The 23,520-nt window shown below is 68.4% G+C and carries 20 protein-coding genes; 2 read left to right on the top strand and 18 right to left on the bottom strand.

All coding sequences use genetic code 11. The annotated features are described in order from the left end of the window. Positions 1-22: 22 nt before the first annotated feature. From G7063_RS07960 to G7063_RS07975, 4 genes are all read right to left on the bottom strand, one after another. Positions 23-1,762, bottom strand: a complete 1,740-nt coding sequence (locus G7063_RS07960) for an AMP-binding protein (RefSeq protein WP_166413922.1) — start codon at positions 1,760-1,762, stop codon at positions 23-25. 104 nt (positions 1,763-1,866) lie between these two features. Further along, positions 1,867-2,283 (bottom strand): transcription antitermination factor NusB, encoded by a 417-nt coding sequence (nusB, locus tag G7063_RS07965; protein WP_166413923.1) that lies wholly within the window; start codon positions 2,281-2,283, stop codon positions 1,867-1,869. A gap of 1 nt (position 2,284) precedes the next feature. Further along, on the bottom strand, positions 2,285-2,848 hold the full coding sequence (gene efp, locus G7063_RS07970; RefSeq protein ID WP_166413924.1) for an elongation factor P: 564 nt from the start codon (positions 2,846-2,848) through the stop codon (positions 2,285-2,287). A gap of 182 nt (positions 2,849-3,030) precedes the next feature. Further along, the gene (locus G7063_RS07975; protein WP_166413925.1) at positions 3,031-3,468 is read right to left on the bottom strand and encodes a type II 3-dehydroquinate dehydratase; all 438 of its coding nucleotides are present in this window, start codon (positions 3,466-3,468) and stop codon (positions 3,031-3,033) included. A gap of 245 nt (positions 3,469-3,713) precedes the next feature. On the opposite strand from G7063_RS07975, the gene G7063_RS07980 reads away from it, so the two are divergent. Then, positions 3,714-4,958: a hypothetical protein gene (locus tag G7063_RS07980; protein WP_166413926.1), complete on the top strand. Its 1,245-nt coding sequence runs from the start codon at positions 3,714-3,716 to the stop codon at positions 4,956-4,958. A 79-nt stretch (positions 4,959-5,037) separates the two neighbouring features. Here G7063_RS07980 and aroB read toward each other — a convergent pair whose 3' ends face one another. Together aroB and G7063_RS07990 are read right to left on the bottom strand one after the other, a co-directional pair. Then, the gene (gene aroB, locus G7063_RS07985; protein WP_166413927.1) at positions 5,038-6,165 is read right to left on the bottom strand and encodes a 3-dehydroquinate synthase; all 1,128 of its coding nucleotides are present in this window, start codon (positions 6,163-6,165) and stop codon (positions 5,038-5,040) included. Beyond that, positions 6,162-6,734: a shikimate kinase gene (locus tag G7063_RS07990; RefSeq protein ID WP_166415266.1), complete on the bottom strand. Its 573-nt coding sequence runs from the start codon at positions 6,732-6,734 to the stop codon at positions 6,162-6,164. The genes aroB and G7063_RS07990 overlap by 4 nt, the downstream gene beginning before the upstream one ends. 187 nt (positions 6,735-6,921) lie before the next feature. Here G7063_RS07990 and G7063_RS07995 point away from each other — a divergent pair, with 187 nt between their 5' ends. Then, positions 6,922-10,428: a fibronectin type III domain-containing protein gene (locus G7063_RS07995; RefSeq protein WP_166413928.1), complete on the top strand. Its 3,507-nt coding sequence runs from the start codon at positions 6,922-6,924 to the stop codon at positions 10,426-10,428. Between the two features lie 112 nt (positions 10,429-10,540). Here G7063_RS07995 and aroC read toward each other — a convergent pair whose 3' ends face one another. The 12 genes from aroC to G7063_RS08055 all read right to left on the bottom strand — a co-directional run bounded on the left by aroC (position 10,541) and on the right by G7063_RS08055 (position 23,432). Continuing rightward, positions 10,541-11,755, bottom strand: coding sequence for a chorismate synthase (aroC, locus tag G7063_RS08000; protein WP_166413929.1), 1,215 nt, complete (start codon positions 11,753-11,755; stop codon positions 10,541-10,543). A gap of 88 nt (positions 11,756-11,843) precedes the next feature. Beyond that, on the bottom strand, positions 11,844-12,704 hold the full coding sequence (locus G7063_RS08005) for a hypothetical protein (protein ID WP_166413930.1): 861 nt from the start codon (positions 12,702-12,704) through the stop codon (positions 11,844-11,846). After that, positions 12,704-13,420 (bottom strand): hypothetical protein, encoded by a 717-nt coding sequence (locus G7063_RS08010; RefSeq protein ID WP_166413931.1) that lies wholly within the window; start codon positions 13,418-13,420, stop codon positions 12,704-12,706. The genes G7063_RS08005 and G7063_RS08010 overlap by 1 nt, the downstream gene beginning before the upstream one ends. Further along, a complete protein-coding gene (gene pilM, locus G7063_RS08015; protein WP_166413932.1) occupies positions 13,417-14,472 on the bottom strand; it encodes a type IV pilus assembly protein PilM in 1,056 nt (351 codons plus the stop codon). The genes G7063_RS08010 and pilM overlap by 4 nt, the downstream gene beginning before the upstream one ends. 100 nt (positions 14,473-14,572) lie before the next feature. Continuing rightward, positions 14,573-15,349 carry an A24 family peptidase gene (locus G7063_RS08020; RefSeq protein WP_166413933.1) on the bottom strand — a complete coding sequence of 259 codons (777 nt, stop codon included), beginning with the start codon at positions 15,347-15,349 and terminating at the stop codon, positions 14,573-14,575. Further along, on the bottom strand, positions 15,346-16,968 hold the full coding sequence (locus G7063_RS08025; RefSeq protein WP_166413934.1) for a hypothetical protein: 1,623 nt from the start codon (positions 16,966-16,968) through the stop codon (positions 15,346-15,348). Before G7063_RS08025 ends, G7063_RS08020 begins: the two co-directional genes overlap by 4 nt. Before the next feature lie 34 nt (positions 16,969-17,002). Beyond that, positions 17,003-17,662, bottom strand: a complete 660-nt coding sequence (locus G7063_RS08030) for a hypothetical protein (RefSeq protein WP_166413935.1) — start codon at positions 17,660-17,662, stop codon at positions 17,003-17,005. Beyond that, positions 17,655-18,107, bottom strand: a complete 453-nt coding sequence (locus G7063_RS08035; RefSeq protein WP_166413936.1) for a prepilin-type N-terminal cleavage/methylation domain-containing protein — start codon at positions 18,105-18,107, stop codon at positions 17,655-17,657. Before G7063_RS08035 ends, G7063_RS08030 begins: the two co-directional genes overlap by 8 nt. Before the next feature lie 93 nt (positions 18,108-18,200). Then, positions 18,201-18,602: a prepilin-type N-terminal cleavage/methylation domain-containing protein gene (locus G7063_RS08040; protein WP_166413937.1), complete on the bottom strand. Its 402-nt coding sequence runs from the start codon at positions 18,600-18,602 to the stop codon at positions 18,201-18,203. Positions 18,603-18,738: 136 nt separating this feature from the next. After that, entirely contained in the window at positions 18,739-19,965 is a 1,227-nt protein-coding gene (locus G7063_RS08045; RefSeq protein ID WP_166413938.1) for a type II secretion system F family protein, read from the bottom strand. Beyond that, on the bottom strand, positions 19,965-21,674 hold the full coding sequence (locus G7063_RS08050; RefSeq protein ID WP_304610647.1) for a PilT/PilU family type 4a pilus ATPase: 1,710 nt from the start codon (positions 21,672-21,674) through the stop codon (positions 19,965-19,967). Before G7063_RS08050 ends, G7063_RS08045 begins: the two co-directional genes overlap by 1 nt. Positions 21,675-21,758: 84 nt before the next feature. Further along, positions 21,759-23,432 (bottom strand): GspE/PulE family protein, encoded by a 1,674-nt coding sequence (locus tag G7063_RS08055; RefSeq protein WP_166413939.1) that lies wholly within the window; start codon positions 23,430-23,432, stop codon positions 21,759-21,761. Between the last annotated feature and the right edge of the window lie 88 nt (positions 23,433-23,520).

A 23,520-nucleotide genomic window follows, 5' to 3' on the forward strand; every position in this document is an offset into this window, starting at 1 on the left:
CCGACCTTGAGGAGGCTGCGCCCTACGCCTGCTTGCGGCTCATGATGTCGTCGCGGACCACGCGGCGCAGGACCTTGCCGATCTGGGAGCGGGGCAGCTCCGTGACGATCTCGAGCTGCTTCGGCAGCGCGTAGCGCGCGAGCTTCTCCTCGCCCCACGCGCGCACCTGCTCGAGGTCGATCGCTGCCGCGACGTCGGTCGCGAGGACGATCGCGGCGACGACGCGCTCGCCGAGGTCTCCCCCGGGCACGCCGACGACGGCGACGTCCTCGATGCCGGGCATCTCGCGGAGCCGGTCCTCGACCTGCGACGGGTACACCTTGAAGCCGCCGGAGATGATCATCTCCTTGATGCGGTCGACGAGCTTGACGAAGCCGTCGGGCTGCACGACGACGACGTCACCCGTGCGCACCCACGTGCGGCCGTCGATCTCGACGAGGCTGTCGGCGCTCTCCTCGGGGCGGTTCCAGTATCCCTGGAACACCTGCGGCCCGGAGATGAGCAGCTCGCCACGCTCGCCGGCGGGGACGAGGGCGGTCGGGTCCTCCTGATCGGTGACCCGGATGTACGTCGACGGGAACGGCACGCCGAGCATCCCGGGCTGACGTGCGTCGGAGCACGGTGAGCCGAGCGCGACGGGCGACGTCTCCGTCATGCCGTAGCCCTCGATCGCGTAACCGTTGGTCGCAGCCTCCCAGGCCGACGCGACGGCGCCGGGCAACGGCATGGCGCCGCAGATCGCGAACTGGAAGGACGTGAGGTCGACCTCGCCGGCGGGTGCCGCCTTGGCGATGCGGTCGAGCATCGGCGGGACGGCCGGCAGGAACGTTCCCGGCACGCGCTTCTGCGCAGCGAGGAACTGCTCGACGTCGAACTTCGGCAGGAGGACGAGCGTCGCCCCGATGCGCAGCGCGAAGGAGAGGCAGAGCGTCAGGCCGAAGGCATGGAAGAACGGCAGGACGCCGTAGACGACGTCGTCGGACAGGCCGCGGCTCGGGCCGGCAGCCGGGTCCATGCCGAGCTGCGTCCACTCCTGACCCTGGAGGGCGTTGACGACGAGGTTGCGGTGCGTGAGCATCGCGGCCTTGGGCGTGCCGGTCGTGCCGCCCGTGTACTGGAGGAGCGCGAGGTCGTCGGAGCCGGGCGACGGGTAGCTCGCGGGCACGGGGCGAGCGTCGCGCAGCAGCTCCTCCCAGCGGGGCGTGCCGTCGGGGACGTCGCCACGCATCTGGCCGCGCAGCGCGCGGGCAGTCGCGACGGGCAGCTTGAGCGCGAGGCGCTTGGCTCCGGGAAGGTCGCGCGTGAGGTCGACTGCGACGACGGTATCGACGCCCGCGTCGGCCTGGACCGTGAGGAGGCGGGCCGCCGTGGGCTCCCACGCGATCGCGACCTTCGCGCCTGAGTCGGCGATCTGGTGGGCGAGCTCGTCGCGCGTGTACGTGGGGTTGCACTCGACGACGACGCCGCCGACGCGCAGGACGGCGTAGAACGCGACGACGTGCGTCGGGCAGTTCGGCAGGGCGATCGCGACGCGGTCACCCGGTGCGACGCCGAGGCGCGTGAGGACGCCGGCTGCCTGCGCGACCTCGGCCGCGAGCTGGCGGTACGTGGTGCGCCGTCCCAGGAAGTCGAGCGCGATGCGGTCGGGGAACGCGGCAGCGTTGCGCTCGATGACGGCATGAAGGGGCTCGTCGGGGATCACGACGTCGGCGGCGACGCCGGGCGCGTACGAGGAGAGCCAGGGACGGTCGGCAAGATCCATGGCTCAAGGCTAACCTACGGCGCCGTAGGTTACGGACGAGTAGGTGGAGCGACCAGGGCCCCGCACCCCGGACGGGGTGCAGGGCCCTGGGGCGAGCGAGGCGCTCAGCCGAGCAGCGTCGGCTTGAGCTCCATGATGCGCGCGAGCAGGCCGTTGACGAAGCTCGGCGACTCGTCGGTCGACAGCGCCGACGCGAGCTCGACGGCCTCGTCGATCGCGACCGCGTCGGGGACGTCGTCGTTGTAGACGATCTCCCACGTCGCGAGGCGCAGGATCGCCCGGTCGACCGCGGGCATGCGGTCGAGCGTCCAGCCGTTCGAGTACGTCTCGAGGACCTCGTCGATGCGCGCCGCGTGCGCGTCGTACCCCTCGATGAGGTCGCACGCGTACTGCGGCAGCGCCGCTTCCGTCCCGGGGGACGTGATGCGGTCCGCGAGCATCGTCAGCGGGGCGACGTCGCGCTGCTCCGCCTCGAAGAGGACGTCGACGGCCCGCTTGCGGGCCTTGCTCCGGGCAGCCACGTCAGTCGGTCACGCGACCCAGGTAGGAGCCGTCGCGGGTGTCGACCTTGACCTTGGTGCCCTGCTCGAGGAAGAGCGGGACCTGGATCTCGGCACCGGTCTCGAGCGTCGCGGGCTTCGTGCCACCGGTGGAACGGTCGCCCTGGAGGCCCGGCTCCGTGTACGTGATCTCGAGGACGACGGACGCGGGGAGCTCGATGTAGAGCGGCACACCCTCGTTCTGCGCGACGAGGACCATCTGGTTCTCGAGCATGTAGTTGACCGCGTCGCCGACGACCGCGGCCGAGACCGGCACCTGGTCGTAGGTGTCGGTGTCCATGAAGATGAAGTCGTCGCCGTCCTTGTACAGGTACTGGTAGTTCCGCTTGTCGACGTTCGCGGTCTCGATCTTCAGGCCCGCGTTGAACGTCTTGTCGACGGTCTTGCCCGTGACGACGTTCTTCATCTTGGTGCGGACGAACGCGCCGCCCTTGCCGGGCTTGACGTGCTGGAACTCGATGATGGTCCAGAGCTGGCCGTCGAGCCGGAGCACGGTGCCGTTCTTGATGTCGTTCGTGGTCGCCACGGTTCAACTTCCTCTTGGGGGTGTCAAGTGTCGGTGGTGCCGGCAGCCCGTCCGCACGCGGGCGGGGTGGGCCGTGCGGGGCACGCCTCGATGGCGGCTGCCGCCGCAACTGGTCGAGTATAGCGATCCTGCCGGGCGTCCGGCAGCGAACGCGGTGGGTGGCGTACGCCACCCACCCGGGCTCAGGCGCCGGCGAGCGCCGAGAGCGCGAGCCGGTAGGAGTCGAGCCCGAAGCCCGCGACGGTCCCCGTCGCGACAGGTCCGACGACCGAGAGGTGCCGGAACGCCTCGCGCGCGTACGGGTTGGAGATGTGGACCTCGACGAGCCGCAGACCGACGTCCGTCACCTGGGCGGCGGCGTCGCGCAGCGCGTAGGAGTAGTGCGTGAACGCCGCCGGGTTGACGACGACGTCGGAGCGCGTGTCGACGGCCTCGTGGAGCCAGGCGACGATCTCGGACTCGTCGTCGGTCTGCCGTACGTCGGCCTCGAGGCCGAGCGCAGCGGCCCAGCCCTCGCACGCCGACCGCAGGTCGGCGAGCGTCGCGTGACCGTAGACCTCGGGCTCACGCACACCGAGGCGACCGAGGTTGGGACCGTTGAGGACGAGGACGCGCGTCATGCGGCGAGCGTAGCGGTCCGCGGCCGCCGACCGGCGGGCGTCCCGCCCTGCGGTCGCGGCGCGCGCGGAACCCGTCGTGGCGCCGTCGACGCTCGGTAGGGGCTGTCCCGTACGTGGACCCCGCACACTTCGTCGCGACGGACCCTCCCGCCGCGCCGCGGCTCGCGCCCGTGGTTAGGCTCGCGCTGCCACCGGGGCCCAGGGCTCCTGGTCGGACGACGACGCCCGTACCTGAGAGGTCCTTCATGACTCCCCCGTTCAGCACCCCCGCCCGCCGAGGCGCCGTCCTCCTCGCCGTCGCCGGCCTCGCGCTCACGGCGGCGTGCACACCAGGCGCGACACCCACGCCGCCGACCCAGAAGAGCACGTCGATCGGCACAACGGTCAACGAGCTGCGTGGTCCCGACGGCGCCCCGCTCGTCGCGAAGGTCGTCGACGTCGCGACCGCGAAGGTGGCGGCAGAGGGCACGCAGTACAACGTGGTCGTCGAGACGCCGCCCGTGACGGCCTCAGGCTTCGCGGCGACCGCCGTGGCCGTGCGTCCCGACGGCACCACGATGCTCGCAGGGCTCCCCGAGGGCTTCCTCGCGAAGGACGGCACGCTCGCGGGCGACGCGACGTTCGGCAGCTACTTCGAGGGCAAGCTCTCCGAGCTCTCGCGGGCGGCAGCGCTGCCCGTGGGCGCGTACGTGACGAAGGACGCCACGGTCTGGGTCGAGTCCCTCACGGCCGACATCGCGAACGCTCGCTGGCGCATCCGCGTGGCAGGGACCGACGGCGGCGTGAGGACCATCGCGGAGTCGAAGGACCTCGGCGTGCCCGGCAACGTCCACCCGGCGATCGCGGCGCCCAAGCCCGTCGTCCACGACGGTCGCGTCTACTTCAACTCGGCGTACGTCGAGCAGGACGGCACGAGCCGCGTCCAGGTGCTGTCCGTGCCGCTCGAGGGCGGCAAGGTCCGCGTCGAGGTCAAGGGCGCGACGACTCCCGTCGTGTTCGACGGCGGCGTGGCGGTGCTGCGGCTCGGCGACGGCGTGACTGAGGACGGCGCACAGAACCCCCTCGACACGGTCGGCGTCTCGGTCCTGCTCGACGGTCGCTACCAGGAGATCGTCTCGGTCGGCGCGTCCGCCAACCCGGGCGCGCAGGGCACCATCGCGGACCTCGCGGGTGGCGGCGACACGCTGACGTTCACGCGCCAGGGAGTCCTGTACGTCGTCGACGCGGCCGACGGCTCGGCCGTCGCGATCGGCGCACCGTCCGACACGACGTTCCTCGGCGTGCAGCAGTGCGGCTCACGCGTCACGTGGTCGGCGCTCGGCGCCGGCGCGGGCCAGCTCGTCTACGACGTCGACGGCGAGACTCTGTGGCGGGTCGACGACGCCGCTGTCACGGGCCGGTCGCTCTGCGCCGACGACCTGCTCGCGTGGGACCACACCGACAACTGGTCGGAGAAGCACACCGTGACCCTCGTGACCCGCTGGGGCTGACACCCCGCGCGCGAGAGCCCGGCATCCCACGTGGTGGGGGTGCCGGGCTCTCGCGTTCCCGGAGCGAAGCTCGGGGTGGCTACAGGCTGACGCGGTGCCCCTGCGTGGGAGCGTCGGCCGCGATCTCCGCGTACGCCGCGACGAGCAGCGTCGGGTCGGGACCCTCGAGACGGCTCGGTCGTCCCTGGCCGTCGAGGACGACGAAGCGCAGCGTGTCGCCACGGCTCTTCTTGTCGCGGCGCATGGCCGTGAGGAGCTGCTCCCAGCGGTCACCGCGGTAGGTCGTGGGCAGGCCGAGGGACTCCAGGACGGACCGGTGACGGTCGACGTCGGCGTCGCTCAGGCGGCCGGCGAGCCGTGCGAGCTCCGCGACGAACACCATGCCGACGGACACGGCCGCGCCGTGGCGCCACTGGTAGCGCTCGACGTTCTCGATCGCGTGACCGAACGTGTGCCCGTAGTTGAGGAACTCGCGCGGCCCGGACTCCTTGAGGTCCTCCGCGACGACGGCAGCCTTCCAGGCGACGGCACGCTCGATGAGCTCGACGAGCACGTCCTCAGGGACGCCGCTCGCGCCCTGCGTGAGCTCGGCCGCATGCGTCTCGATGAGCTCGAGCACGCGCGCGTCGTGGACGAAGCCGCACTTGACGATCTCAGCGAGGCCCGCCACGAAGTCCCAGCGGGGCAGGGACTCGAGCGCGTCGATGTCGCACAGGACGCCTGCCGGCGGATGGAACGCGCCGACGAGGTTCTTGCCCTCGGCCGTGTTGATGCCGGTCTTGCCGCCGACGGCCGCGTCGACCATCGCGAGGATCGTCGTCGGAACCTGGACGACCTTGATGCCGCGCAGCCACGTCGCGGCGACGAACCCGCCGAGGTCCGTCGTCGCGCCTCCGCCGACGGCGACGATCGCGTCCGAGCGCGTGAATCCGGCTTGGCCGAGCACCTGCCAGCAGAACGCCGCGACCTGGGCGGTCTTCGACTCCTCGGCGTCGGGGACCTCCGCCTGGATGGCCTCGTAGCCCTGCGCAGCGAGGTCGGAGCGGATCGCCTCGGCGGTCGCGCCGAGCGCGGCCGGCGCGAGGACGAGGACGCGACGGACGTCAGGCCCGAGCATCGTCGGCAGCTCGCCGAGAAGGTGGCGGCCGATGACGACGTCGTACGGCTGCTCGCCGCGCACGGTGACACGGACGGGTGCGGTGGTCACTTCTGGTCCCCCTCGGTGGGTGCGGTCTGCTGTGCGCCGTCCGCGGGCGCGGGTGCGGCGCCGAGCGCCGCGAGGATCGTCGCCGCGACGTCGTCGGGCGTGAGCTCGTCCGTGTCGACGCGCAGCGTCGCGACCTTCTCGTACACGGGACGGCGCGCGGTCATGAGCTGCTGCCACTGCGCGCGCGGGTTGCCGAGCAGCAGCGGGCGCGACACGTTGAAACCGACGCGCGGCGCGGCCTGCGCGAGCGACACGTCGAGGAACACGACGGTGCCACCCGCAGCGGCGTACGACGCGAGCACCTCCTGCGTCTCGGGTGCGAGCACCGCACCCCCGCCGAGAGCCAGGACGCCGTCGTGCTCCGCGACGGCGAGGGCGACGGCCTCACGCTCGAGAGTGCGGAACGCGGGCTCGCCGTCGTCGAGGAAGATGTCGCTGATCGGCTTGCCCGCCCGGACCTCCACATCGGCGTCCGTGTCGCGCACGGACCAGCCCGTCGCGGCGCCGAGCGCCGCAGCGACCGTGGACTTGCCGGAGCCGGGCGGACCGGCGAGGACGACGCGGGGCATGACGTTGTGGGGCACGTAGGAGAGGGTACCGGGCGTGGGCGGCCAGAGCGGGCGAGTCCCGTGCCGCGCAGATCGAAGCTCCGGCTCACCCCGATGTTCGATCTGGACCGTCCTCCTCAAGGCGACCAGCAGACTTGCCGATATCAGACCGATAGTCGCGACAATCTCACTCCTCTGGGGGATCTTCATGCGTACTCCACGGATCGTCGCAGGGGCGACGGCCGCAGTTCTGGCCCTCGGGCTGCTCTCCGCGCTCCCGGCGTCGGCGACGACGGGCGCAATCGTCACGCTCAACTCCTCAGCAACGGCAACTGGCCGCACGGGCGACATCGTGCTCGCCTGGCAGCCGGTGCCGGGCGCGACCCAGTACAAGGTCGAGATCGCCGAGACCGAGAGCTTCGGCTCGAGCGTGGTCGACTCGGTGACGACGTACGGGCTCCGCTGGGTCCCGACCACGCCCCTGTGGGGGACGAACGGCGATCGTCAGCTCTTCTGGCGTGTCGTCCCGGTCGGCGTCACCACAGACATTGCGGCAGCTAACGTCGGCTCTTTCGTCCGGGCCGAGGCCCCGACGACGACGCTGCTCGCCCCTGCGCAGGGCGCGGACGTGGCCTTCCCGACCGCAGTGACGTTCACGTGGCAGCCTGTCACCGGCGCGTCGTCGTACGACCTCACGTACGGCGCCTCGAGCGGCGCCACACCGACGCTCAAGAACGTCGTAGACACGACCTGGACGCCGGCGCTCCTCCCGGCAGGTACCTACGAGTGGTCGGTCACGCCACGTTTCCCACTGCCGACGCACCGCAGCGACGTCGCGGGCACGCCGAGCGCGACCAGGTCCTTCACCGTGCCGAAGTTCGAGGACACGGTTCCGGGTCCCGGGCTCGTGACACCCGCGCACGCCGCGTTTCTCAACGACCCGGAGTTTCGGTGGAACTCGGTCGACGGCGTTCGGTCGTACGTCTTCCAGCTGAGCACCGACCCGAACTTCGTTCCTACGGCCGTCATCGTCGACGCCGAGGTGGCCAGCACTGCGTTCACCCCCGTGCACACACTCCTCAACGGCACGTATTACTGGCGTGTCGGAGCGAAGGCACCCAACGGCTCGGTCACATACTCGGGGACCCGGCAGTTTGCCAAGCGCATGACGCTTGACGAGTCCGCCACGACGTCCGACGCGACGGTCGACCTTGCGTTCACGAACATCTCCGCGACAGGGGCCGCTCCTTCGGCGCTCGACTTCGACCGCTTCTACCTCGCGTGGAACCCGGTGCCACGTGCGACGTTCTATGAGGTGACGGTCACGCGGCAGCGTGACAAGTCCAAGGTCCTCACGTGCCGTACCGGGTCGACATCGGCGACGATTGTCGGTCCGTCCTACATCGCCGACCCGAAGAAGGTTGCCGGTGCCTACGACTGCCTCTGGTCGACGGACGACAACTCAGCGATCCGACCCGGCGACGATCTGTATCTCGCCCGGGTCCGGGCGATCAACGTCAGCGCGGCTGACACGTACGCCTATTCGGCGGCCGTGAACCCGCGGACGATGGCGTCGACGACGATCTCGTCGACTGTGGGGTACTTCACGGTGAGGGACTCGGACCGCTCCGCAGGAGGCGCTGCGGCACAAGTCGTGCCGCTCGCGTCGCCGACGCAGGTCGTGAGCCCTCGGATCGAGTGGCAGCCTGTCACCGGCGCGACCGGCTACCTTGTCAACATCTACAGCGACGCGGATGGCTCGACGATCATCGCGACGTTGAGGACCACGACGGCGACCGTCCAGATGACTGGCGTCTTTGAGCTCAACAGCACCACCACCTCGGACGATGCCTACAAGATCGAAGTGTTCGCGAGCTCTGCCGACTGGAAGAAACCCACAGAATGGCGCGAGCTCCCCAACACCAAGGGCGACACGTCGTTCCTCCGCTCGGCTCCCACTCCCGCCGCCGGCACCGTCGTAGACGTCGGCGGCGCCAAGCTCCTGCGCATGACGCCGACGTCGGCGTCCGCTCTCGGCGGTGCCAACCGCGGCTACCAGGTGAACATCTACAAGCGGGGCATGGACCAGACTCACACGACCCTCCGGGTCGACCAGCCCTCGGTCATCGCTGCTCAGAGCTACAGCGCGCCGAGCGCCGCCGTGACGACTATGAAGGCGCTCCCGACGGGTGAGTACTCGTTCGCGTGGGCCGTCATCGACCCGGTGGGCAAGGTTGCCCAGGAGTCCCCGCGCGTCGACTTCACCATCGGTGGCGCGACACCGAGCAACCTCGTTGCGAAGCAGTCGGCGTCCGGTACCTCGGCAGCGCTCTCGTGGAAGAACAACGCGACGGCCGACTCGTACACGGTGAAGTTCCGCTCGACGACAGACGCCCGGACGACGACCTACACCACGAGCGCCCGTTCAGTGACCGCCACCGGTCTCCTGCCTGGCGCGACCTACGAGTGGTCCGTCTCCTCGACGAGCCAGGGCAACGTCTCGTATGACTCGCCCGCGCAGAGGTTCACCGTCCCCCGGGCTACCGTGACCCTGACGTCGGGCACACTTGCCGGTGTCAAGGCCGGCGAGGCGCGGATCGCGTGGTCCGCGGTGCCGGGTGCCTCCCGGTACCTCGTGCGCGTGGCACCTGCGAGCAAGGGTCTCGCGAGCACCACCGCGATCGAGACCTCGGCGCTCTCCTACGTCCCGACGATCGCGCTCGCCTATGGCACTGCGTACACCTACGACGTGCGCGCGGTGCCGCCCGTGCTCACCACCGCGAGCACGCGACCAGTCCTCGCGACGACCGTCAAGGACGGGTCGCTCACCGTCATCACGGCACCGGGCACGCCATCGGGCCTCAAGCTCACGGCGAACGCCAGCGTCGTGACGGCGACCTGGTCCGACCTCGTGGGTGTCACCCGCGGCAGCGCGATCGCCCCGGGCTACCTGCTCCGCTACGGAGCTGCACGTGCCGACGGCCTCGACCCGTCCTGGACGAACATCGTCGTCGGTTCCGGACAGTCCCGGACGGTCCCGGGCCTCAAGCCGGGCACCCAGTACGCGGTGCAGGTCGCGGCTGCCAACACCGCGGGTCAGAGCCCGTGGAGCCGGACAGTCGTGGTTTCGACCGCTCAGATCGCGCCATCAGCCCCGCGCATCGGCACCGTCAGCCGCGCGAGCGGCTACGTCACAGCACGCTGGGGCGCTCCGACGTCGGCGAACAGCGGCGTGACCGGCTACCTCGTCCAGACCCGTCAGTATTCGACGGGCCGCTGGAGCGCGTGGAAGTCGACGCGCGCGGCCTCGACGGCGCGTTCGGCAAAGGTCACCGGCCTGAAGAACGGTCTCAAGACCGAGGTGCGGGTCATCGCCACGTCCAAGGTCGGGAACAGCCGGGCCTCGGCCTCGAAGATCGTCACCCCGGCCGGCAAGCCCCTGGCCCCGACCGTCAAGGCCAGCTCCACGAAGAAGAAGACCGTCAAGGTCACGTGGAAGGCCGCGTCCTCGAACGGCTCGACGGTCACGGGCTACACGGTGCAGTACTCGACGAACGGCAAGTCATGGAAGACGCTCAAGGCGCTCTCGTCGAAGTCCCGCAGCTACACGTGGACGAAGGCGGCGTCGAAGAAGTCGTACTACTTCCGCGTCCAGGCCAAGAACGCGCTGGGCTCGGGTGCGTACGGCAAGACCACGAAGGTGACCGTCAAGTAACGGCTCGTCTTGGGGGCGGCGACGCCGCCCCCAAGACGCCTCGCACGTGACCCTGGTACGGCGAAGGGCGGGATCCTCACGGATCCCGCCCTTCGCCGTACGTCGACCGTGGTCAGCGCATGTGCTCGGGGATGGACTCGAGGTAGGCCTCATAGTTGCGTCGGATCTCGGCGACGGAGTCGCCTCCGAACTTCTCGAGGACGGCGTCAGCGAGCGTGAGCGCCACCATCGCCTCGGCGATGACGGCGGCCGGGGGCACCGCACAGACGTCGGAGCGCTGGTGCTGCGCCTTGGCGGCCTCCCCCGTCGCCGTGTCAACGGTGCGCAGGGCGCGCGGCACGGTCGAGATCGGCTTCATGGCCCCACGCACGCGCACCACCTCGCCGTTGGACATACCGCCTTCGACGCCGCCTGCGCGGTTCGTGGCGCGCGTGATGCGGCCGTCGACGACGTCGATCTCGTCGTGAGCCTCCGAGCCACGACGCGTCGCCGTGCGGAAGCCGTCGCCGACCTCGACGCCCTTGAACGCCTGGATGCCCATGATCGCGGCCGCAAGACGCGCGTCGAGACGGCGGTCGGAGTGCACGTAGGTGCCGAGCCCCGTGGGCACCCCGTAGGCGAGCACCTCGACCACTCCCCCGAGCGTGTCACCTGCCTTGTGGCAGTCGTCGATCTCCGCGACCATCGCGGCCGACGTCGCAGCGTCGAAGCAACGCACCGGGTCGGCGTCGAGCGTCGCGGTGTCATCGGGCGTGGGAACCGCGGCGCTATCAGGGACGCTCACAGGGCCGATTCCGACGACGTGCGACACGAGCCGCACGCCGACGGCCTGCTCGAGGAAGGCCGCCGCGTACACACCCAGGGCGACACGCGTCGCGGTCTCGCGCGCCGAAGCACGCTCAAGCACGGGGCGTGCATCATCGAAACCGTACTTTCGCATGCCGACGAGGTCCGCGTGGCCCGGCCGAGGACGCGTGATCCTCTTGTTGCGCGCGATCTCACGCACGTCGCCCGTCCCGGCGTCCACCTGGAGCGCGTCCAACTCGACCGGGTCAGGGGCCATGACGTCGACCCACTTGGGCCACTCGGAGTTCGCGATCTCGAACGTCACGGGGCCGCCCTGCGTGACGCCGTGGCGCACGCCGGCGAGCACGCGGAGCTCGTCCTGCTCGAACTTCTGGCGCGCACCCCGTCCATAGCCGAGGCGCCGACGAGCGAGCGCGTCACGGACGTCCTGGCTCGTCACCTCGACACCCGCGGGAAGGCCCTCGATCACTCCGACGAGCGACGGGCCGTGGGACTCACCTGAGGTCATCCAGCGCAGCATGGCGCGATCCTTTCACGTGGGACGACGACGCCCCCGTGACGTCCGCAGTGCGGTCGTGACGGGGGCGTCGTCGCGCAAAGCGGAGACGTCAGTCCTTGCCCGACTTGATGTCGCGCGAGAACGGGTTGTCCGAGTCCTTGCGCGAAGGGAGCTTGATTTCAGTCTCACCCTCCTCGTACGGGTCAAGGCTCTGGTTCTTGTCCGTGAAGATGTAGAACGCGCCCGTGATGACGTACTCGACGTCGCCGTCCTCCAACTTACGTCCGTTCACCTCCTGCTCCTCGAGCGAGGTCGCCTCGACGTTCGAGACGAGGAAGTACCGCGGGAGCTTGGTCTGGATCGCGTCAAGATATGCGCTCGCCTCGTTGAAGGTGCCGTAGAACGTCAGCGTAGTCGTGAACGCAACGAGCTTCTCGCTCGCGGCGTCGGCCTTGGGCTTCGCGCTGGGCTCAGCGGACGGGGTACCGTCCGACGACTCCTTGGCCTCGTCCCCCTTGGCCGTGCCGTCGTCCTTGGCGTCGTCCTTCTTGGCGTCGTCCGTTGACCCCTTGAGGGTGTCCGTAACGGAGTCCGCCTCCTTCTTCCGATCGCCGGTGAGGGTGGCGACCTCCTGCGCCTGTCCGACGCTCGCCGAGGTCAGCATCACCTCGCTCTCCTCGGCAAGCTTGTCAAGGTCCACGATGAGCCGCGGCACCGCCCCGTCGAATGGCAGGCGCACCTGGAGCGCGGCCAGCTCCGCCTTAAAGTCGTCAAGCTGCGCGAACTGCTTGCGCAGTGTCGCAACCTTCGCCGCGAGCGAAACGTTCGCCGCGACGAGTCCGTCCGCCTGCACGTTGAGCTCAGCCGCCTGGGTCCGCTTCGGCTGCACGAGAAGGAACCACCCGGCCAGAACGAGGACGAGTGAGACGATCACTGTGCCTGCTATCCAGGTCTTGCGTGGGTTACGCATCAGCGCAGCTCCTTAGGGAAGGTCGTGCCGGAAGCCGCAAGTCCATTGAGGGTGACCGACGCGATCGTGGAGTGCGTGAAGTCGTCCCCTTCGCCCTCTTCGACCTCAGAGCTGAAGAGCCGAGCGGACTCAACCGTGGGCAACGCCTCGAGGTCGGCCAAGAGCTTGGCGACGTCCGGCAACGTCTTCGACACCATCTCGATGGAGATGCGCGTGTGCAGCCCCGAACGCTGCGACGGATCGTTGAGGCTGATCGAACCCTGCGCCGCGTCCCAGCCCTCGATGACGAGCTTCCGAACCTCGAGCTCCTCCGGAATCTGGGACGTCAGGGCGTCGATCGTCGGCTTCCACCTGACGTCACCCATCCCGGACCTGAAGAGGGCATTCTCCGTCTCGTCGATCCGACCAAGCACGATCGGGACCTCGGCGTACTTGCGCTGCTCGACTTGCAGCCGCGTCGTCTCCGCATTCGCCGCGTCGACACGACCCTGTGCCTTGGAGACGAGCCCCGAGGCGACGAACGTCAGCCCCCCCACGAGCACGAGGACCAGTGCGATCACAACGGCAAGAACGGCCTTGAGCTTCTTGAGATTGCGTGCGTCCGTGACATCGGTCGGAAGGAGATTGACCTGTGGCAGCAACGTCGCCCCGATGCCCTTCTGCGACTTGGACACGGCGCCCGAGGTGGAGGACTTCTTGCTCAACGAGAGGCTCATGACGCGACTCCGTACGCGAGACCGACGGGGAGGGCGATGCGTGAGTCGACGGAACGTGCGTCACCGGCACTGCGCGCGACCTCCATGTGCTGCAGCGGGCTTCCGAGCGTCACGGGGAGCCGCGTCGCGCTCGCCACGAACTGTCCGAGACCCGGGAGCATGACCGCCCCGCCGGTGAGGACGAGCGTCTCGACGGGAGTCTGCGGATTGCTCTGGGTGAAGTACCCGAGGGTGCCGCGGATCGCCTCGACGAGCGTCGTCGAGACGTGCGAGATCGAATCGGCGGCAGGAGCGAGCTCCGGGTTGTACCCGTGGCCGATGCCGATCTCACGCTTGAGTCGCTCTGCCTCGACCTGCGTCGTCTTGAGCGCGGCCGCGACGCCGTCGGTGGCGTTGTCCCCGCCCTGCGCCAGGTGGCGCACGAGGCGGGGCTTGCCGTCGACCACGATGACGATCGTCGTGATGCGCGCGCCGATCTCCACGATGGCGACCGTGCGACGCATGAGGTCGCCCTGGACGAGCGACCGGGTCAGGGCGAAAGCATTGAGGTCGACGACCTCCGGAGTGAGACCGGCGGACTCGCACGCGAGGACGTTCTGCGTGACGGTCTCGCGCACCGCGGCGACGAAGAGACCCTGCGCGACGCGTCCCGTCTCGCTCACCGACTCGCTCGTCGGGTAGAAGTCGAGCAGCGTGCTGTCGACCGCGACGGGGAGGAGCTCCTGGGCCTGGAACGGGAGCGTCTTGCGGATCGCCGCGAGCGGCATCCAGGGCAGCTCGAGGTCTCGCACGATGACGCGCTGGTTCCCGACACCGATGTGAACCTTCTTGGTCGAGAATCCGCCCTTCTGCCACAGCTGCTTGAGCGCGCCGGCCACTGTCGAGGTCTCGACGACCTCGCCGTCACGCACAGCGCCCGCAGGGAGCGCGATCTCTGCGAACCGGTGGAGCGTCGCACGCGACGCCCCGGGTCCGCCCGAGCCGAACTCGACCTCGGCGGCGCGCACTGCGCTGGTTCCGATGTCGAGGCCGACGACTCTCGTCTTTGCCACAGTCTTCCTCCGGGGGTGTTGGCATGTTCTCGCACGCCAACGCAGTTATCGGCGGCCCGGAGGCTCAACTTGAGCGTCCAGGCGGAACTTCTGGGACGGCTCAGACGAGAAGGCTGAGATACGCGTGAGCGATCTGCTCCCCGAAACCGATCCCGACGGCGGCGCCGGCAGCCATCCACGGGCCGAAGGGCAGCCCTGACTTACGGGTGGCCTTGCCGGTCGCCAGCAACGCGATGCTCAGCACGCCCCCGAGCAGGAACGCCGCGAACGCACCGACGACAAGGGTCCCCCACCCGACATATCCCATGACGAGCCCGAGCGAGAGCGCAAACTTCACGTCGCCAAAACCCATGCCGGACGGATAGATGAGCAGCAGCACGAAGTAGAACGTGAAGAGTGCGGCACCTCCCGCAAGCGCCCGCCAGAGTGCCGTCCAGTCGCCTGAGACCGCACTCGCGACAGCAAGCAACGCGACGAGTACCGGTACGACACCGAGCGTCAGCACATCGGGCAGCCGGCGCGTGTCGAGATCGATGAGGGTGAGAGCCAGGGCGACCCCCGCGACCAGGAGGAAGGCCGCAAGCTCAACCGTCACGCCGAAGCGCGCTAGCACGAGCACGAAGAGCACACCGGTGGCAGCCTCGACGACCGGGTATCGCACCGAGATGGGCTCACCACAGTCGCGGCACCGAGCCCGGAGCAGAATCCAGGAGAGAACCGGAACGTTGTCGCCGGCCCGAATCGCGTGCCCGCAGCGCGGGCATGCGCTCGGCGGCGACACGACCGACTCGCCCCTCGGGACGCGCCAGATGACGACGTTGAGGAACGAGCCGATCGCGAGCCCCAGCAGGGCGACGAGGATGTAGAGGTAGATCACGGGCGTACGTCGAACCTCATGACCGGGGCGAAGAGGTACTTCTGATCGCCGTCGTCGGTCATGCCAGGCGGCGTGCCGTCCGCGTAGGTGATGTGCGTGTTGACGGAAACGTTCGTCTCGCACGCGTAGAGCGAGCCGTGGAACTGCACGCCGTTGGTGAGCTCCGCGGTGCCGTTCGTGTAGACAAACGTTGCAACGTTCGCATCGAACGCCGTGCCACCCGAGTTGATGACGATGTTGCCCCTACCCGCGCCCGCACCGGTGCACGACTTCTGGCCTTCGTCGAGCGGCACGATGAAGCGGACCACATACTTCTTCGCAGGGTCGGCACCCTTGATGAGAAGCGCGTTCGACGAGGTGAACGCCTTGACCACAAACGTCGTGTCCGCCTTGACGGTGAGGACGAGTGGCTTCGTCGATCCATCTCCCTGGAACAGGACTTCACAGGCGCGGGCATCGATCACTGTCGCCGTCGACGGACCTATAAGGTTACCGTTGATGCCCCAGCTGGGGCTGGCTGCCGCGGCACAAGGCTTGGAGGGATTCAGAGCGTCCGCCCACGACGCGGCGCCGTTCCGGGTCGCGTTCTCCTTGAGCCAGCTCTGATACGTGACGACCGCCGGGTTGCCCGCGTCGGGCCCCACGAGGTCGCTCCAGTAGATGGTGGGCATCTTCTGGTTGACCGGACCCGCCGGCGGGTCGGACGGCATGTTCTCGACACGCGCTGAACCGACGGTGCCGCCCGTGACAGTCGAGGCGGCCTGGGCCCAGCCCGTAATCGTCGAGTCGCTCTGCTGGAGAATGTGCCCCTTGGCGGAGAGCGCATTCCCCATGATGACTGTGTTCTGGGTCTCGAGAGGACCGTTGGTCCAGGTATCGCCATTGATCTTGCAGCCGGAGCTCAGGTATGTCCGCACGGAGGAGGCGACAGTCAGCGCGCCATCGACGGTTGCGCCGCTGTTGCAGTTGACCGCGCCGCTGGTCCACAGGGACTTGAGGTAACACGCGTTCGAGAGGTCGGCCTTGCCGATCGCCGCGACGTCACCGAAGACCTGCGCGTTCGAGTTGCACTCGAAGTTGCCGTTGGTGAAGACGCCGCCCCCATCGACCTTGAAGTTGTTCGTCGTGTGGAGATTACCGTTCGAGAAGAAGCCGTACTTGAACAACGGGGGAAGCGGCTCGTCCGGCGTGATCTCGACCTTCTGCTTGACCGACCGCATGACAGCCTTCGTCCCGCTCGTCGATGTCACGTCCATCGACGCCGTCGCGATCATCTCGGCCGCGACAACCTCGGTGCCGTCGGCGAGCGCGCCACTGCACGTGTACGGATCCGTCTCGCTCGAGCCGGCGAGCCGGTAGGCGACCTTCGTCACGACGTCGGCCGTCCCGCTCTCGGTGCTCACCGACGAGATGATCTCGCACCGGAACATCGACTCCTCGCCGATGACGACGTTGTTGATCTGCTTGAGCGCGTTGTCGATGCCGAGATCGGCCGCAGCCTGCGCCTGCACACCTGCGCGAGCCTCGGTCGACACCTTTGCGGCGTAGGTGCTCGAGATCGACATCGTGAGCGCAAGGATGAGGAACGTGAAGCCGAGCCCGATCACCATGATGAGCATGTTGCCGCTGTCGTCAGAACACAGCCTTCGAAGCCTAGAGATACTCACCGCAGGTCTCCTCACCGATGCCTTGTCCCTGGATACGCGGGATGACGGTCGTGTTGATCCGCACGGGAGAATCCTCCCGCGCGGACGTACTGTCGAAGCGGATCATCGCTCCACCCCCGACGCCGGTCGTCCGGAAGATCGGGACGATGTTCCCTCCCTCGTCCCTCGCCCGGCTCACGTTGCCGACGACGATACGCCACTCCTCGAGGTCTGGTCGGGCAGTGATACCGACCGTGGCAGAGCCGGGTCCCGGAGTGTCCGTACGCTCATAGATCGTGCGCGTGGGCTCGTCGTAGAACCAGGCCTTGCATCGCCAGCTGGCGGCGGCCTTGTTGTCCTCACCGACACGGGTCTTGACGACGAGCAGATCGCCGTTGAAGACAGTGGTCTCCACTTGGATCTTCGCGGCGTTGCGGACGCTGCCCTCGATCGTCGCGGCGGCGAGCTGCGCGTTGTTCGACGCGTCGGCGAGCGCCTTCTGGTCACGCTGGACCCCGCGGCCACTGATGAACGTCGCCGCGATGAGCGCGGTGAGGATCACCATGATGATGATGTACACGAGAAGCTCGGCCAGCGAGGCGCCGCGGTCTGACCGAAGGTCGTCACGCAGTCGCGGGCCGATGGGGTTTCGAGGCGTGTCAGCCATTGAGCCAGTACTCCGTCGTCACGTCTGCAAGGATCTTGGATCCCTGCATCACCTGGACCCGAAAGTCGACCGCGCGGTTGTCGAGCGTGTCGCACGTCGCCTCGTGGGTGACTGTCAGAGGCGTTGAGGAACGACCGTCGGTGATGGCGGTATCGAGCACCGGGTGCTCGTCGAGACCCTTGGCAAGCTCGGACTCGAGGGCCTTCTGGAACCGGACGCAGCGAGGCTCGTCGCCGACCGGGAGCTGGAGGGTGCGCGCTGCTTCAACCTGGGAGTTCGCGATGCGCGACGCCGTCGTCACGCTCGCAGACCTGCTCGTCAACGAGAGCGACTGCACGAAGACCGGGATGAGCCCGAGGAGCAGCACGACGAAGAGCATCATCGCGACGATGATCTCGACGAGGCTGAAGCCGTCGTCACGCATCACATCACAGTTCCGGCTCATGTCGCGTCCTCTCGGGCTCTGGAAACATGTCGGTGCGGGCCGGGTCTAGTCGACCCGGCCCGCACCGTGGCTACGCCGAGGGCGCAGGCGAGATCAGGAGCAGTCGGCCGACTGGTAGATCTTGCCGGTCTCGTCGGTCGAGAAGTCCTTGAGCTTGCCGGCGGGAGCCGTCGCGTACAGGCAGAAGGTGCCCGCAGCGATGTCCGACGACGCGATCGTCGTGGTGACGCCGTCCGAGCCCGTGAAGCCGGCCGCAGCGAGGTCCGCCGGGAAGGCGTCCGGCGTGTCGACGAGCGCCGTCGCGACCGCGATGCGCGCGTTGGCGAGGTCCGACTTCGCAGCGGCGTCCTTGGCCTTCTTCTGCTGGTCCATGTACAGCGGGATCGCGATGGCAGCGAGGATGCCGATGATGATGACGACGACGAGAAGCTCGACGAGGGTGAAGCCCTTGTCGCCGTCCTTCTTGTTGAGCGCCTTGGAAACGCGAGCGATCATGATGATCTCCTTGCAGTTCGAGCTGAGTGGTAGTGGGGCCCAGGTCGTTGCCGACTTGTGCGCCACCTCCTACATCGGCACCTTCGTCGCTGACTTGAGCGTGTGTTGCGAAAAACTTCGACGACGTATTGGCCGGTCAGCCCATGAGTTCGAAGATGGAGAAGATCGGCATGTAGAGCGCCACGATCATGCCGCCGACGACCACGCCGAGGAACGCGATCATGAGCGGCTCGATGAGCGACGTCAGCTGCTCCGTCGCTGCCTCGACCTCCTGGTCGTAGAACTCGGAGATCTTCTGGAGCATCGTCTCCATAGCGCCCGAATCCTCACCGACCGCCATCATCTGGACGACCATGGGTGGGAAGACCGTGTGCTGGGCAAGTGGCTTCGACAGTGCCTGACCGTTACGCACCGAGCCCTGCACGTCCTCGATCGCCTTCTCGATGACCCAGTTGCCCGAGGTCTCGCCGACGATATCGAGAGCCTGGAGGATCGGCACACCCGCGCCGAGCATCGTCGAGAAGTTACGCGTGAAGCGCGCGATCGCAACCTTCTGGAAGAGCGTGCCGAAGACCGGGAGCTTGATCTTCGCCGGGTCGACCTTCGACCGCACCGCGTCTGAGTTCTTGTTCTTGCTCCACCACACCGAGAAGAAGACAGCACCCACGGCGAGAACCGGTGCGAGCCACTTCATGACTCCTGAGAGCCAGACGAGGAAGAGCGTCGGCGCCGGCAACGTGCCGCCGAGGCCGTCGAACATCTTCTCGAACACCGGCACGATGAACAGGAGCATGCCGATGACGGCAAGAATCGCCATGATGAAGACGACGACGGGGTAGGTCATCGCCGACTTGATCTTCGCGCGGAGCTTGACCTCCGCCTCGTAGTTGTTGGCGACCGAGAGGAGCGCCTGCTCGAGGAACCCGCCGGTCTCGCCCGCGCGGATGATGTTCGCCATGAGCGGCGGGAAGACGTCCGGGAACTTCTTGAGGGCGCTCGAGAGGGAGCCGCCCGTCTCGACGTCGTTGCGCACCTGCCCGAGCGTCGACGCAAGCTTCTTGTTCTCGGTCTGGTCCGCGAGGATGTTGAGCGCGCGCAGCAGCGAGAGACCTGCGGAGACCATCGTCGCGAACTGACGCGACATGATCGCGAGGTCCTTGAGCCCGACCTTGCCCTCACCGAAGGAGATCTCTTTCTGCAGGCCCGAGGTCTTCACCTCGTTGATCGACATCGGGGCCAACCCCATGGTGCGCAGACGCCCCACGACCGCTGCCTCGTTCGCCGCCTCGAGGCGGCCCTTGACGATCCGGCCCTTGGTGTCGCGGACCGTGTACTCGAACTGCTTCGTCTCGACGCTAGCCATCAGTAGCCCCCCATGACCGAGGCGTCGTTGTTGAAGCCGCCGCCTGCCACACCGCCCGAACGACCCGCGAGACGGTTGAAGTCCTCGACGTGGTGGCACTTCTCCAGACCGGTCTCGTACGAGATCCGGCCCTGCTGCACGAGGTCCGCGAGGTGCTGGTCCATCGAGTGCATGCCCTCGGCCTTGCCCGCCTGCATCGACGAGTAGATCTGGTGCGTCTTGCCCTCACGGATGAGGTTGCCGATCGCGGGCGTCGCGACCATGACCTCGGTCGCGACCGCGCGGCCCGGGCCGTCGGCACGCTTGCACAGCGTCTGGCAGACGACACCACGGATGGTTGCCGCGAGCTGGACGCGGATCTGGTCCTGCTGCGTGGGCGGGAAGACGTCGATGACACGGTCGATCGTCTGCGCGGCGTCCTGCGTGTGCAGCGTCGCGAAGACGAGGTGGCCCGTCTCGGCCGCCGTGAGCGCCGTCGAGATCGTCTCCTGGTCACGGAGCTCACCGATGAGGATGATGTCCGGGTCCTGACGCAGCACGTGCTTGAGCGCCTGCGCGAACGAGTGCGTGTCCGTCCCGACCTCTCGCTGGTTGACGAGGGCCTTCTTGTGCTCGTGGAGGAACTCGATCGGGTCCTCGACCGTCATGATGTGGTCCGCGCGCGTGCGGTTCGCGAGGTCGACGATCGCGGCGAGCGTCGTCGACTTGCCCGAACCCGTCGGACCCGTGACGAGGACGAGGCCACGCGGCAGGTTTGCGAACGACCCGACGATCGGCGGGACGCCGAGCTCCTCGAGCGCCTTGATCTCCGAGGGGATGACACGGAAGGCCGCACCGACCGCGTCACGCTGCTGGTAGATGTTGACGCGGAAGCGCGAACCCCCGCGCACCTGGTATGCGAAGTCGAGCTCGAGGTTCTCCTCGAACGTCTCGCGCTGCTTCTGCGTGAGATTCCGATAGATCGAGCGACGCAGGCCCTCGGCGTGCATCTCGGGGTACCCGTCGAGCGCGACGAGGCCGCCATCACGACGGATCATCGGCGCCGAGCGCGCCGTAAGGTGAAGGTCGGAGCCGCGGTTCGCGACGACCTCGCGCAGCAACGCGTCGATGTCGACGTCGCCCTCCTCGAGATTCGTCGACATCGAGACGCGCGCCGAGCCCGAGACGCCGGCGCTCGCCGCCGGACGCTGCGCAGGCTGCGACGGCACCGACGGCTGCTCGGGCGCGGCCATCGGCTGTGGGCGCGCCGTGACGGGCTGTGCGGGCGCGAGCTGACCCGGCGCGCCAGACCCCGCGGGCTGGGTCGGCGGAGCTGCGGACCACGAGGCCGCCTGCGCTGCGGCAGCGGCCTGCCCGCCCTGGGCGATCGGCGCGCCGCTCGACACGGCACGCCGAGACGGGCTCACCTGGTGCGGCGCACGACGTACCGGCTCAGGAGCGACCGGCATGGTCCCGCCCGGAAGGAACGTCGCGGTCGACGTGCGCTGGATCGGGGCCGCCGCCTGCGGGGCGACCGGCGCCACGGGCGCAGCCTGCGCGGGCGGCCGTCCGAGGCCCGCAGCGAACGCGCTGGTCGCGTCACCGGGAAGAGGTGCCTGCGGCGCTCCCCCGACGGGTGCCGACCACGACTGCTGCTGCACAGCGGCGGGTCGCTCAGGGAATCCCTGGGCCGTCCACCGGGTGCCCGACGGTGGCATCGTCTCGTTCATCGAAGACCTCTCGTTCCACGGCGCACAGCGCGCCCGACGTCGTTATCGGCGCACCCGCGCTCCGACTTGAGGCTCGGGCCCAGGTCACGCGACGACGCGAAGGATCTCCTCGATCGTCGTCCGGCCCTCGAGGACCTTGCCCCACCCGTCGTGCCGCAGCGTCTGCATGCCCGAGGCCTGCGCCTCGCGCGCGATGTCGGCAGACGACGACCCGGCGACGGCATGCCGCTCGATCGCCTCGGTCACCTGCATGACCTCGTGCAGCGCCAGACGCCCGCGGTAGCCCGTGCCCGAGCACGTGGTGCAGCCCACCGGGCGCATGAGCACCGGCTTCTGCTCCCCCGGCAGCCACGGGAACCTCGCCCCCGTGAGCTCCTCGTCCTCAGGCACATACTGCTCCTTGCACTTGTCGCACAGCTTGCGCGCAAGACGCTGGGCGACGACGCAGTCGAGCGCTGATCCCACGAGGAAGGGCTCGATGCCCATCTCGACGAGACGCGTCACGGCCGACGGAGCGTCGTTCGTGTGGAGGGTCGAGAGCACGAGGTGACCCGTGAGCGCCGCCTCGATCGCGATCTGCGCCGTCTCGTGGTCGCGGATCTCACCGAGGAGCACGACGTCGGGGTCCGAACGCAGGATCGAGCGCAGCGCGCTCGCGAACGTCAGGCCGGCCTTCGGGTTGACCTGCACCTGGTTGATGCCTTCGAGCCGGTACTCGACCGGGTCCTCGACCGTGATGACGTTGATCTCCGGCTTCGACACCGCGTTGAGCGTCGCGTACAGCGTCGTCGACTTGCCCGAACCAGTCGGGCCCGTGACGAGGATCATCCCGTACGGCTTCTTGTACGACTCCTGGTAGATCTCGAAGTTCGAGTCGCTGAACGACAGGTCACGCAGGTCGAGCCTCGCGGTCGAGTTGTCGAGGATTCGCATGACGATCTTCTCGCCCCACACCGTCGGCAGCGTCGCGACACGGAGGTCGATCTTCTTGCCGTTGTGCGTCACCGACATGCGCCCGTCCTGCGGCTTGCGTCGCTCCGCGATGTCGATGTCCGAGAGGATCTTCACGCGCGAGATGACACCGCCAGCGATCTGCTTGGGCGAGCGCTGCATCTCGTGGAGAACGCCGTCGATGCGGTAGCGGACCCGCAGGTCCTTCTCCGTCGGCTCGATGTGGATGTCCGAGGCGCGGTCGGTGATCGCCTGCGTGACAAGCAGGTTGACGTACCGGACGATGGGCGCGTCGTCGTCGACCGAGCCGCCGAGGTTCGCGAGGTCGATCTCGACCTCGTCCTGCTGCTCCTCGAGCGCGCCGGCGAGCTCGTCGATCTCGTGGTCGGCACGCACGTAGCGGTCGATCGCGCGCACGAGGTTGTCGTGCGAGGCGACGACCGGCATGACCTGCATGCGAGCTGTCTGGCGGATGTCGTCGAGCGCCATGACGTTGCCCGGGTCCGACATCGCGACGACGAGCAGGTCGTCCCGGAACTGGATGGGCAGAACCGTGTACTTGCGGGCGACCGCGGCCGAGACCAGCGCGACCGCTGCGCGGTCGACGGCGAACTCGTCGAGGTCCACGTACTCGAGCCCCACCTGCTGAGCGAGCGCGCGGACAAGATCGTCCTCCGAGAGGATCCCCAGCTCGACGAGCACACGCCCGAGCGACGAACCGCGCTCGACCTGCACGTCCAGCGCGTGCATGAGCTGGGACTCGTCGACGAGCCCCTCCTCGAGCAGGATCTCTCCGAGCTGCTTCATGTCTGCCGTCCCTCCGGTGGCACCAGGGTCGGTGCACCACTCGTTATCGGCAGTCCGACGACGCTACTGAAGCGCGCGGCGCCCCTTC

Source organism: Sanguibacter sp. HDW7, assembly GCF_011300875.1.
Lineage (GTDB): Bacteria > Actinomycetota > Actinomycetes > Actinomycetales > Cellulomonadaceae > Flavimobilis.